The organism is Duganella sp. HH101 (genome assembly GCF_001758795.1).
GTDB classification, from domain to species: domain Bacteria; phylum Pseudomonadota; class Gammaproteobacteria; order Burkholderiales; family Burkholderiaceae_D; genus Rugamonas; species Rugamonas rivuli.
This window is the reverse complement of record NZ_LRON01000016.1, coordinates 54218-66347: the sequence shown is the minus strand read 5'-3', so window position 1 is coordinate 66347 and position 12130 is coordinate 54218. Positions and strand designations below refer to the sequence as shown.

8 protein-coding genes are annotated in these 12130 nt (G+C 56.2%); 1 reads left to right on the top strand and 7 read right to left on the bottom strand.

All coding sequences use genetic code 11. The annotated features are described in order from the left end of the window. The first annotated feature begins 25 nt into the window (after positions 1-25). A complete protein-coding gene (locus DUGA2_RS22740) occupies positions 26-1588 on the top strand; it encodes an IS66 family transposase (RefSeq protein WP_070271718.1) in 1563 nt (520 codons plus the stop codon). 1106 nt (positions 1589-2694) lie between these two features. Here DUGA2_RS22740 and flgB read toward each other — a convergent pair. From flgB to DUGA2_RS22710, 7 genes are all read right to left on the bottom strand, one after another. Further along, positions 2695-3120 carry a flagellar basal body rod protein FlgB gene (gene flgB / locus DUGA2_RS22735; RefSeq protein ID WP_008448047.1) on the bottom strand — a complete coding sequence of 142 codons (426 nt, stop codon included), beginning with the start codon at positions 3118-3120 and terminating at the stop codon, positions 2695-2697. Between the two features lie 37 nt (positions 3121-3157). Next, positions 3158-3664 (bottom strand): DUF6328 family protein, encoded by a 507-nt coding sequence (locus tag DUGA2_RS22730; protein ID WP_051077255.1) that lies wholly within the window; start codon positions 3662-3664, stop codon positions 3158-3160. 175 nt (positions 3665-3839) lie between these two features. Next, a complete protein-coding gene (locus DUGA2_RS22725) occupies positions 3840-4772 on the bottom strand; it encodes a cation diffusion facilitator family transporter (RefSeq protein ID WP_008448042.1) in 933 nt (310 codons plus the stop codon). 9 nt (positions 4773-4781) lie between these two features. Beyond that, positions 4782-4994 carry a hypothetical protein gene (locus tag DUGA2_RS33690; RefSeq protein WP_008448040.1) on the bottom strand — a complete coding sequence of 71 codons (213 nt, stop codon included), beginning with the start codon at positions 4992-4994 and terminating at the stop codon, positions 4782-4784. A gap of 119 nt (positions 4995-5113) precedes the next feature. Further along, positions 5114-8281: a CusA/CzcA family heavy metal efflux RND transporter gene (locus DUGA2_RS22720; RefSeq protein ID WP_008448039.1), complete on the bottom strand. Its 3168-nt coding sequence runs from the start codon at positions 8279-8281 to the stop codon at positions 5114-5116. 14 nt (positions 8282-8295) lie between these two features. Next, positions 8296-9504: an efflux RND transporter periplasmic adaptor subunit gene (locus DUGA2_RS22715; RefSeq protein ID WP_070271717.1), complete on the bottom strand. Its 1209-nt coding sequence runs from the start codon at positions 9502-9504 to the stop codon at positions 8296-8298. Continuing rightward, the gene (locus tag DUGA2_RS22710) at positions 9501-10820 is read right to left on the bottom strand and encodes a TolC family protein (RefSeq protein WP_070271716.1); all 1320 of its coding nucleotides are present in this window, start codon (positions 10818-10820) and stop codon (positions 9501-9503) included. The genes DUGA2_RS22715 and DUGA2_RS22710 overlap by 4 nt, the downstream gene beginning before the upstream one ends. Positions 10821-12130: the final 1310 nt, after the last annotated feature.

The following is a 12130-nucleotide window of genomic DNA, read 5'->3' as shown; positions in this document are numbered from 1 at the left end:
TACAAGGCTCGCGTAAACTTGACGCATGCTCAGCCCAGCCGACCTGCCCAACGATATCGACGCCTTGAAGGCATTGCTGTTAGCCAGCGAGCGCCTGCTGCAAGAGCGTGACGAGCAATTGGCCGGCATGGCCGAACAACTGAACACGCGCGCCGTCGAGATCGAGCACCTCAAGCTGCAGATCGCCAAATTGCGGCGCATGCAGTTCGGCCGCAAGTCGGAAAAGCTGGACCATCAAATCGAGCAGCTCGAGCTGCAACTGGAAGACCTGCAGGCCGACGAGGCCGAGGCGGCGCGCGAGATGCCGGCCGCTGACCAGGCGCCACGCAAGAAATCGGTGCGCAGGCCATTGCCCGAGCATCTGCCGCGTGACGAGAAGGTGTATGCGCCGACCGCCGATACTTGTCCGGCCTGTGGTGGCGGCCTGCGGCCGCTGGGCGAGGACGTGGCGGAGCAACTGGAGTTCGTGCCGGCCAGCTTCCGCGTGATCCGCCATGTCCGCCCCAAGCTGGCATGCTCTTGCTGCGACGCCATCGTCCAGGCGCCGGCGCCGAGCCGGCCAATCGAGCGCGGTATCGCCGGCCCCGGTCTGCTGGCGCACATTCTGGTGGCGAAGTTCGCCGATCATCTGCCGCTGTACCGCCAGGCCGTCATCTACGCCCGCGAAGGCGTCGACCTGGATCGTGCCCTGCTGGCGAGCTGGGTCGGTGCCGCCAGCGCGTTGCTGCGCCCACTGGTTGACGCCATTCGGCGCCATGTACTGGCGGCGTCGAAGCTGCACGCCGACGATACCCCGATTCCGGTGCTGGCGCCCGGCAACGGCAAGACCAAGACTGCGCGCCTGTGGACCTATGTGCGCGACGACCGGCCAGCCGGCGACGCGACACCACCAGCGGTATGGTTTGCCTACACGCCCGACCGCAAGGGCATCCATCCGCAAACGCACTTGGCCGAATTCGAGGGCGTGCTGCAAGCCGATGCTTACGCCGGCTTCAACGCCTTGTTCGAGGATGGCACGATCCGTGAAGCGGCCTGCTGGGCGCATGCACGCCGCAAGTTCTATGACTTGCACGCGGCGCGACCGACGGCGCTGACCACCGAGGCGCTGCGCCGCATCGCCGAACTTTATGTGATCGAGGCCGAGATCCGGGGCAAACCTCCCGACGAACGAAGAGAAGTTCGACGAGCCCGCTCGCGCCCGCTGCTCGATGACTTGGAGCGCTGGTTGCGGACCGCGCTCGATACGTTGTCTCGCAAGTCCGACACGGCGGCGGCGATCCTGTACGCGCTCAAACTCTGGCCGGCACTGCTGCGCTACTGCGACGACGGCGCCATCGAGATCGATAACTCGGCTGCCGAGCGCGCCTTGCGTGGCGTCGCCATCGGCCGCCGCAACTACCTCTTCGCCGGCGCCGACAGTGGTGGTGAACGCGCCGCCGCGATCTATTCGTTGATCGGCACGGCCAAGCTGAACGGTGTCGACCCCGAAGCCTGGTTGCGTCACGTGCTGACGCATATCGCCGATCATCCCGTGAACCGGGTTGATGATTTCTTGCCTTGGAACTGCAACCTACCAGCAGCCCTTTGAGATGACGCCGCTTCCCAGCGGGGTGATGCCATCATCGATTAATTTTCTACAGCACTCAAGACGGCGCTCAGCGGACGCTTACCCTTGGAACTGCAACTTACCAACAGCTCGTTGAGATTACGCCGCTTCCCAGCGGTGTGACGCCATCATCGATCAAATACCCAACCACTCAAGACGTCACTGGGCAGACGCTTACGAGCGAAAGTATGACGGTAGCAATACAGCTAGGCGTTGCGGTATTCGCTAGGAAGGTCAATGAAAGCAGGGAGATCGATTAGCACGTCAACGCTTTTTAGAGTGATTCGACGCCAGCCGGTACCATGCGTTGCGTCGAACAGGCTCAAAGCGCTGCGTTTACTTGATACTATATTCCCGGTGGCGGCGCACAAGGTTGTGGTGGCTTTCATCGTGACGTTCGTGCTGCGGATGTGCTTTGGTAGGAGTGCCTATAGCGCGATGAGGCAAGTGGCTATGTTAAGATAAAGTCGTTTTCTACCGGTCCAGCGAAACGATTCAGGAATCGGAACTATGGCATGACGGGGCGCGAAATTGCGTAGATATCGAACATAACCATAGTAAGCCACAGCCCCTGATTGCTGCGACGTGATGTTGCGGCAATCCAGACTGGCTTCAGGAAAGTCAGCTGTCGAACTACCAACATAGAGTATTTCCGCAATTCGCCAGCCTTCGTCATAGTCGTACTTACCGTCATAGATTGTAGCGCAGCCACTAAAAGTAGCAGAGAGTAATACTAGGATACTTGTTTTCATCGTACTTCCTTTCGATGCCAATTAGTACATTCCATGATGAGTCTACTAGTTAAAAAAGATACCCTGGGATGCCTCGGTAGCCACCGCCATCTGCGCTCGCGGTAGCAAGTATCGTCGGCATCGCGAGTAAGCAATATGCATTTCTCTTACGCAACTTTGACGCGACATTCCGCTAGCGCTTCAGGTTCGACATCAACTGAATAGACGCAGGTAATCGTGCCCGTCTTTACGCCCAAGTCATAGGAATGGCTTGTACTGCAGCCGGCGGCAGTGATCAACACGAACGCAGAGACCAACGTGACGTTAAGTTTCATAAAAGACCCCTGCGGCCGAAATTTATCCGACCATGTTCTTAAATAAGGCCCCGATCTCTTTGTATTCATCCGAGGCCTTCTGCAATAAAAATTCATGCCGAATAGCCTGATCAGAAAATGCAGCCCGCTCGGTATCCATTTCGACGGTATTGCCATCGATGGCGCCCTGCGTCGGAATTCGGTACATCAGCGTGGCAACGAACGGACGATCCTTCGATAGCGAGCTGGTGACCTCAGCCTTGGGATGCGCTGCAGAGCTTGCCGCGATCGCCTGTTGCAAAGATGCGCGAAAGTCGATATCGCGGGCCTTGTAGTTCGGCGTATCGGCGTTGGCAATATTTGATGCGAGGACCGACAACCGCTGCTCTGAAATCCTCAGGGCGTTCTCCCAGAATTCGTCCTTGGTCAAACCCGCAATGGCTACCGCCCTGCCTTTTGCACTGTCCATTTCACTCTCCCGCAAAGGGTTGGAAGTAATCGAAACCTCAGTCCCTCAATAGGTAGCCAAGGCGCGGCTTAAATGGCGTGTTTAGCCGCTGTTTTCGGCGTAGCCACCATGGATAAGCCCACCACAAACTCACGATCAATGCTGTAACCAACGCGGCGACCGCGCCGCCAACTGGATGCCCAAGTACTTCGGCAGTTACCAGGTAGGCGCACAGAGCTGACGCCAATGAAAGGAACACAGCACCGGCAAGCATCTGCCTACTCGCTACGTTCTTGAATCCGATCCGGTCCTCCAGCGGGCGTAATACCCTGTGCTGTACTGCCGGCGCGGTAAACAGAATCAGGCTGGAGAGCGAGCAAAAGAATGTCGCCATGAAGATCCATTTTTCTACCTCGACGATCTTCTGAAAACCGGAGTTGAATGGCAACGTGATCAGAAACCCATTTAGCAACTGAGCACCAGGCAGCAGGATGCGCAGCTCATTGAGCATCTCGGTCATGTCCGTTTCGTCGTGGCCTGTCTTATCGGAAGGCTGGTCCGTCATGGGAGACTCCTTACGCTTAAGACCGCAGCGGGGCCGATGGATTTGAAACGCAGTAGCTGCGAAAATGCAGAGTGCAAATGGAAGGGCAGAAGCTGGGGTTTCCGAAATGGAATTCGGGACTTGGAGACCACCTTTCGCACGTGATCTTGAACCGGAATGTTGGCGCTGGGCTTTATCATTTAGCCCCCCCCAGTGTCGGAGATCGCGCGCCGTAGCCATGTACGCCGGCGTCCTCACAAGGTTCGATTTCAAGCTGCATGGTGCAGTGATGGATATCGAATTTTTCGGCAATAGTTTCGCGTATCTTCTTGAGTAGAACTTGCTGGCCTGGTAAAGCTAACTCGGTGACCACGTGGGCTGTGAGGCTCGCTTTACCGCTGCTGATTGCCCACACATGCAGATCGTGGACACTCACCACGCAAGCAATTTCCTTTATGGTTGCTTCGACTTCGAGGATGTTGAGCCCTTCCGGTACGCCCTCAAGCAAAACATTCAGGCTTTCCTTGAGCAGAGTCCAGGTCCGTGGAAGTACCCACAAGCCAATGAGAACCGCGATTGCTGAGTCCACCCAAGTCCAGGCCGTGAAACGAATAATGATTGCGCCGGCGATGACGCCAATTGACCCTAGCATGTCGCTCCAGACCTCTAGATACGCGCCCTTAACGTTCAGGCTCTTGTCCTTGTCGTCCGCAAGCAAACGCATGCTGATGAGGTTGATAACAAGTCCAAGTGTGGCCACCACCAGCATGGCGCCAGACTGGATTTGCGGAGGATTATTGATACGTTGATAGGCCTCGTACAAAATGTACATGGCGACTAGGAACAGCAGCACCGCGTTAAAGGCCGCGGCCAGGATCTCGAATCGGTAATACCCAAAAGTGCGCAGATTATCGGCTGCTCGTCTACCAATTCGGATAGCGACCAGAGATACCGCCAACGCTGCAGCATCGGTAAACATGTGAGCGGCGTCGGAAATCAGTGCCAAACTATTGGTCAGAATACCCCCAGTGACTTCCGCAATCAGGAATGCCGTTGTCAGTACTAACGCGATCCAAAGAGGTTTTTCACTCTTGCTTTCGTTGACTGAATGTATGTGATTCGAGCTCACAATTTCTCCTTATTTTTTGTGCCGTTTGTGGCGACGATGGCCATGCTGTTTGGGTGACGGACTGACGAGTTCCAAATGGTTTTTTTGATTTTTCTTGTTACGTTTTTTATAACTGTAGTTCAGCCACCAGATGAAACCGCCCATGACCAGCACCATCACAATGGAACCATAGACGAGGTAAGTTGTAAGTTCAGCGTGTGCGGCAGATTCGCTTGAATTCATGGTTATCACCTTTTTTAATGCCATTCTTAGGCGTAAACGGCCTCTTCCGGCTCACTTCTCTGTGAGTCGGAAGAGGCGGCCGGCATTGCCGGCCGCAATTTACAAAGGATTATTTTGAATTAGTGAACGGGTTTGGGGTCATCAGGGACAATCTCCTTTTCCTCAGGATCGTTACGATGCACTAAGCGGTACAGCAAAGGCAGTACTAACAACGTCAGCGCCGTCGACGACAGGATGCCGCCGATGACTACGGTTGCCAGCGGACGTTGCACTTCGGCGCCCGTACCGGTTGCCAGCGCCATAGGTACGAAACCCAGCGAAGCGACCAGTGCGGTCATCAGCACGGGACGCAGACGGGTCAAGGCACCAATAACAACCGCCGTGTCCAGGCTCATGCCTTCCTCACGCAAGGACCGGATATAGGAGATCATCACCAGTCCATTGAGAACCGCCACGCCTGACAGCGCGATGAAGCCCACCGCTGCGGAGATCGACATTGGAATGCCGCGCATCGACAGTGCGATAATACCGCCGGTCAGCGCAAACGGAATGCCGGTAAACACCAGCAGGCCATCCTTGACGTTGTTGAACATAACGAACAACAGCGTAAAGACCAGAAACAGCGCCAACGGAACGACAATTTGCAGGCGATGGGTGGCCGACTGAAGCTGTTCAAACGTGCCGCCCCAAGTCGTCCAATAGCCGGATGGAATCTTGACATTCTTTGCGATCGCTTGTTCAGCCTCCGGTACGAAGCTGCCGATGTCGCGTCCGGTCACATTGGCGCTGACCACGATACGGCGCTTACCATTCTCACGGCTGATCTGGTTCGGACCAGGCGCAAATTCCAGTGCAGCCACTTCGCCCAGAGGGATGAACGAGGTCGCAGCGCCTGCTTGAGAAGGCAGTGAAATAGGCAGTCGGCGTAGCGCATCCAGGTCGCTACGCAGCGTTTCCGGTAGACGTACCATTATGTCGAAACGACGGTCGCCTTCAAACATGATGCCCGCCTCACGGCCTCCGGTCGCAATCGCCAGCGCATCTTGCACGTCGCCGATATTTAGACCGTAGCGCGAAGTCTTCTCGCGATCAATCTGCACGGTCAGCATAGGCAAGCCGCCGGTTTGCTCCACCTTCACTTCGGTTGCCCCAGGAATGCGCTGTAGCACATCGGCAATCTTCTTGCCGGTATCGGCCAGAACCTCCATATCGTCGCCGTAGACTTTGACAGCAACATCACTACGCACGCCGGAAATCAGTTCGTTGAAACGCAGTTGAATCGGCTGGGAGAACTCATAGGCGTTGCCGACATATTTTTCGGCTTCCTCTTTGATTTCTGCGATCAATTCATCACGGGTCTTTTTCGGCCTAGGCCATTCCGACTCCGGTTTGAACATGATGTAGCCATCCGAGATATTCGGTGGCATGGGGTCCGATGCAATTTCCGCAGTACCGGTACGGGCAAAGATGCGGTCAATTTCCGGAAACTTGGCTTTCAAGCCTGCTTCCAGCTTCTTCTGCATCTCCAGCGACTGGCTCAGGCTGGTTCCCGGAATGCGCAGCGCCTGGATCGAGATATCGCCTTCGTTCAGGTTCGGCACGAATTCGCTCCCCATACGCGTGGCCAACAGGCCGCACAGCACAATCAACACCACGGCGCCCGTGATCACCGGCGTCCCGTTGTTCATCACCTTTTCCAGGAGCGGCTCGTAGGCATTCTTGGCCATTGTCATCAGGCGGTTTTCCTTCTCCGCGACACGCTTACCGATGAACAGGGCTACGGCCGCAGGGATGAAGGTCATGGACAAGATCATGGCGCCCAGCAAAGCTGTGACCACGGCAAAGGCCATCGGATGGAACATCTTGCCCTCAACGCCCGCGAGAGCAAAGATAGGCAGGTACACGACCATGATGATCAACTGACCGAAGAGCAACGGGCGACGCGCTTCCTTGGCAGCGGCGAACACCTCATGGAACCGTTCTCGCAAAGTCAGCTCTCGCTTATGGTGCTCTTGCGCATGCGACAGGCGGCGAACACAGTTCTCAACAATCACCACGGCGCCATCGATAATGATGCCGAAGTCCAGCGCCCCCAAACTCATCAGGTTGGCGCTGACCTTGTACGTCACCATGCCAGTGAAAGTGAACAGCATCGCCAGTGGAATGACCATCGCTGTGATAAGCGCCGCGCGGATGTTACCCAGGAAAATGAACAGGATCACGATGACCAGAATTGCCCCTTCGAGCAAGTTCTTCTTCACGGTAGCGATGGCCTTGTCGACCAGTATCGTGCGGTCATACACCGGTACAGCTTTTACACCAGCTGGCAGCGAACGGTTCACGGCCTCCATGCGCTTGGCAACCGCCTGCGATACCACGCGGCTATTTTCGCCGATCAACATGAAGACTGTGCCCAACACCACCTCACGGCCGTTTTCGGTCGCGGCACCGGTGCGCAGCTCGCGGCCGATAGCTACTTCGGCTACATCACGCACGCGAATCGGCACACCCTGGACGTTGTTCAGGATGGTATTGCGGACGTCCTCCAGCGTGCGTACCTGGCCAGGCGCGCGGATCAGGAACTGCTCACCGTTGCGCTCGATATAGCCGGCGCCCACGTTATTGTTGTTGCGATCAATGGCACTCACAACATCTTTGAGAGTGAGTCCATAGGAGCTCAACTTCACAGGGTCTGGTGTGATGTGATATTCCTTCGCGTAACCGCCAATCGAGTTGATCTCGGTGACGCCTTCCACCTGGCGCAGCTGCGGTTTGATAATCCAGTCCTGTATCTCGCGCAGGTCGGTCGGCGTGTATGGCGTGCCGTCAGGTTTCTTGGCGTTGGGTTCACTTTCGACCGTCCACAGGTAGATCTCACCCAGCCCGGTCGAAATTGGTCCCATCATCGGTACGACTCCGCGCGGCAGGTTTTCCTTCGCCTCCTGGATGCGCTGGTTAACCAGCTGGCGCGCGAAGTAGACATCGGTGCCATCCTTGAAGATCACTGTCACCTGTGACAGGCCATAGCGGGACAACGAGCGCGTCTGCTCCAGATTGGGCAAACCGGCCATCACTGTCTCGATTGGGAAGGTGACACGCTGCTCCACTTCCAGCGGCGAATAGCCATTGGCGCTGGTATTGATCTGTACCTGCACGTTAGTAATGTCAGGCACTGCGTCAATCGGCAGCTTCTGATAGTTGTAGACGCCAATGGCGGCCATGGCGATCACGGCGAGCATGACAAGCCATCGGTGGCCGATGGCAGATTGAATTATTCGTTCAAACATGGTGGATTCCTTAATCAGTCTTCGTGTCCGGCACTGCCTTTGCCTTGCTCGGCCTTCACTACAAAGCTACCGGCTGCGGCGTACTGAGTACCCACAGACAGACCTTCAACGATTTCAACGCGTTTGCCGTCATTGCTGCCGGTCTTGACTGGCTGGACCTTAAAACCCTTTTCGACTTTGACGAACACCACGGTTTTGCCATCGATCGTCTGCACTGCATCGGCAACGACTGTGACAGGAACGTTCTTTTCACCGCGCGTCATGGCTGCATTGACGAACAGGCCAGGACGCCATGCCATATTAGGATTAGAGATCACGACGCGCGCCTTTGCCGTACGAGTTTGCTCACCGAGCAGATTACCTACGTAGCTGACCTTGCCGGTGGCGGAGGTGTCGTTGGCAGCAGAAGTGATCTTGACGGTTTCACCGACGCGGACTAATTCCAGATCCTTCGGCGTCACAACAACTTCTACCCAGACGCTAGCCAGATCCGAGAGCAGGAACACGTTGGCATCTTCCTTGACTGCTTCGCCCTGGGCTATATGCTTTTCCACAATCACGCCATTGAAGGGTGCACGCAGGACGTAGCGGTTGAGCGCTCCCTCCGCCTCGCCGGCACCCAGCGCAGACAATTTGGAGCGAGCGGTCTGCGATTCAATTTCGGCTTCGCGCAACGCGCTCTGGGCTTGCAGATAGTCTTGCTCGGCCGATATTTTGTCTTCCCATAACTTCTTCTCGCGCTGGAAAGTGACCTGTGCAAGACTCAGGCGCTTTTGTGCTGCCAATGAGGCACTACGCAGATCTGCTAACGCGGGGCTGGAGATCACAGCTAAATCTTGACCTTTCTTCACATTTTGGCCGAGGTCGGCGGAGACCGAGTCGGCCACTCCCGGCGTGCGGGGAACAATGTGCGCGGTCAGGTCTTCATTAAAACGAACCTCACCTGGCAACTGAATCACGTTCCCCATGATCGCTGGTTCAGCTTTGGCGGTAATGATGCCCGCAGTCTGAATTTGCTTGGCGTTCATCAAGATGACACCTTCCTCGCCGACATGGGCGCCGCCTTTGCCGCCTTCCTTGGCACCCTGTTCCGCGTGCGCAGCTTCACTTGCAGGACCTGCGCCATCTTTTTTCCAGAACAGGATAGCGGAGCCCAGTACGGCGCCGATCAGCACAATAATCAGTGCGGATTTTTGAGATTTTTTGTCAATATTCAACATCATTTTGTATTCCTGTCAGTCGGTAAATTGCCAACGTTGTTTTCTACGGCGATAAAGCGCTCCAGATCAGCAAGGGAGCGAAAGCGTGCAGACAGTGCGCTCAGGTATTGAGCGCGGCTTTGAAACAGTGTGCGTTGCGCATCGAGCACATCGATGAAACCGAATTTTCCCAGTTCGAAGCCAGTGACCGCCGCATCGAAGGCGCTTTGGGCCGCCGGCAGAATTTCCTTGCGCATGCTTTCGATCTGTTCCTGCGAGACAGTAGCGCGTTGGTGGGCATCAGCCAGGGCTTGTATCGCATTGAGGTACTCGATCTCGGCATCTGTTCGAGCCTTGTCGACACGGCGCAGTGCGGAAAGGAGGTTACCTTGGTTGCGATTAAACAGCGGCAGCGGGATAGCCACACCAACAATGGTCTGGGAAACGTTGGTCAGGCTGTCTTTTTTTCTCCCCAGCGTAACGGTCAGGTCTGGCACGCGGTCGGCTTTGGCCAGATTGAGCCGGGCCTCCTCACGTGCGATCTGTATGCGCGCACGTTGCATTTGTGGCGAAGCCTCCAGACGTGTTTGCAACTCGGGTAGAGCGGGAATGGCAGCGAGGTTGATTTCAGGTGCCACCAGCGGTCGCGCCTCCGGCTGAGTACTCCCCCAGAAGGCCGCCAGGCGGCGTTTGGCCAGTGCCGCATCGGCCAGCGCTTGCGACAGCTCCAGACGGGCGCCGGCTTCGGCAACGCTTGAGCGCGTCTGCTCCAATGGAGATATCTTGCCCGCAGCAACGCGGCGGCCGGCAGCGTTGGTGGCTTTACTTGCTAGGGTTAGGGACTCCTTGGCTAGCGCAACGTGCTCTCGGGCCGTCAGCGCCTCAAAATAGGCCGCAATGACGTTGGCGCGAAGTTCGGCTGCAGCGACGTTGGTGTCGCCACGCGCAAAGGCTTGATCTTGCTCGGCGAATTTTATGCGTGCGCCACGCTTATCGCCTAGTTCAAGCAGCTGGCTGAGTTGATAGGTGTCGGTACGGCCGGTGGTCGAAGACATGCCTTCGCGTAGCAGCGACAGCTCTGGATTTGGCCGCATACCGGCTTGAACACGCGCGCCTTCTGCGATGGCCACGCTCTGCGCGGCGGAACGTAATTGAGGACTGGTCGACAGGGCCTGCGTGATGGCCTGCTCCAGCGTCAAAGGGGCAGTGCTTGGGTCTATTGAACGTGCCGACTCGCCAATGGTAAAGGACGCGCCTTGCTGCTCAGCAGCTTGGGTACTAAAGGAGATAAGCTGCGCCAATAGGACAGCCGCTCCCATAACAAAATATCGGGATTGCATGGATAACTCCGTAAATGAGTGACGAAGAAATCCGGCGGCGTGCAGCAACCTCCATCATTTTCAGACGTAGGTCACGTTCCTATAAAGACGAACAAATACAACCGCCGGAGTTAAATGGCGGCTACCCACTGAGGGCGCTCAGGAGGGGCGGTGGGGTAAGAAGAAAGAGTGATTTCAGTGGACACAGGAGCAGCTTCAGCGAACTGCGGATGAGAGATGCTTTCGAAACTATAAATCGACAACGCGCCGTGCGCGCATGACGCACAGTGCGAGTGCGCCGAAGTCTTTTTGGCGTCAGAAGGTTTTTCCTTCAACAACGACACGACCTCATCCGAAGCTTTGGCGTCCGGATGATGGCCCCAGTGATTTGCTGCGCGCCCCGTCTCGTGCGTGCAATAGGCAGCCACCACGCTCCAGCTAAACTGTAGCGCGAGTAGTGCAATCAGCAGGTAGAGAGTTCGACGGGGCATAATGAGCGCTAGTATATCACGATGAACGTGTACGAATAGCACCGCGAGAATGGCTAAGTACCTGAGACGATATGAACAGGTCATGCGCTGCGGACTTGGTCGCCGCGCGCCGCGGCCTTCTGTATAATCTGTCGATATGAAACGCCTGCTTATTATGCTCTTAGTGTTGCTGTTGCCACTCCAGACGACTTGGGCGGCGATGTCGGGCGTACGAGACGTCATCTCGCGAACGTCAGGACAGAGCGCCACTGAGAGCGGCGTTCAAGCCCCAAGCGCACATAGCCAGGCTGCCGAAACCGACAAAAAAAGTGTGATCGGATGTTGCGCCGGCTGTCATGTCTTTTGCAATTTCTCTGTGCCTGTCTCCCCCTCCATTCAACTTTCTCTCCCAGTCGTTATGTCCGTCTCGGCGGAGATTGCAAGTTACCCCACGTATCAATCGCCCATTCCGGAGGAACCCCTTCGGCCCAAATGGACCTTCCTCGGGAACATCGCCATCTAGGCAGACGTCTGCTCTTCATCAACTGTATTTTGGTGCCTCAGCCATTCCTCGGGGGTTGTTGTCGAGCCATCTATTGAGCGGCGCGCTCCGATCATTTCGGTTCAGCATCCTCACTGATAGCCTTCATGGCCGCAAACTCGCTGGCAATCAAAACTTGCAGCGTTCCGTTCTAATCAGCATCCGGGCAGCTGCCAGCAGCAACTTATTCCGTTCCTTCGCAGAGCGAAAAAAGTGATGTCGGATGAACTTCATCGCTTGCGCGTTGCGCTGGTATCGTGCGCACTTAATCGAAAAGAGAAATTATGAAACAGCCTTTAAGATACATTGGGTTTGTCGTT

Coding starts and splice junctions, on each gene's coding strand:
- DUGA2_RS22740 (WP_070271718.1), top strand. CDS start 26: ATGCTCAGCCCAGCCGACCTGCCCAACGATATCGACGCCTTGAAGGCA.
- DUGA2_RS33690 (WP_008448040.1), bottom strand. CDS start 4,994: ATGAATTCAAGCGAATCTGCCGCACACGCTGAACTTACAACTTACCTC.
- DUGA2_RS22730 (WP_051077255.1), bottom strand. CDS start 3,664: ATGACGGACCAGCCTTCCGATAAGACAGGCCACGACGAAACGGACATG.
- DUGA2_RS22720 (WP_008448039.1), bottom strand. CDS start 8,281: ATGTTTGAACGAATAATTCAATCTGCCATCGGCCACCGATGGCTTGTC.
- DUGA2_RS22715 (WP_070271717.1), bottom strand. CDS start 9,504: ATGATGTTGAATATTGACAAAAAATCTCAAAAATCCGCACTGATTATT.
- DUGA2_RS22710 (WP_070271716.1), bottom strand. CDS start 10,820: ATGCAATCCCGATATTTTGTTATGGGAGCGGCTGTCCTATTGGCGCAG.
- flgB (WP_008448047.1), bottom strand. CDS start 3,120: ATGGACAGTGCAAAAGGCAGGGCGGTAGCCATTGCGGGTTTGACCAAG.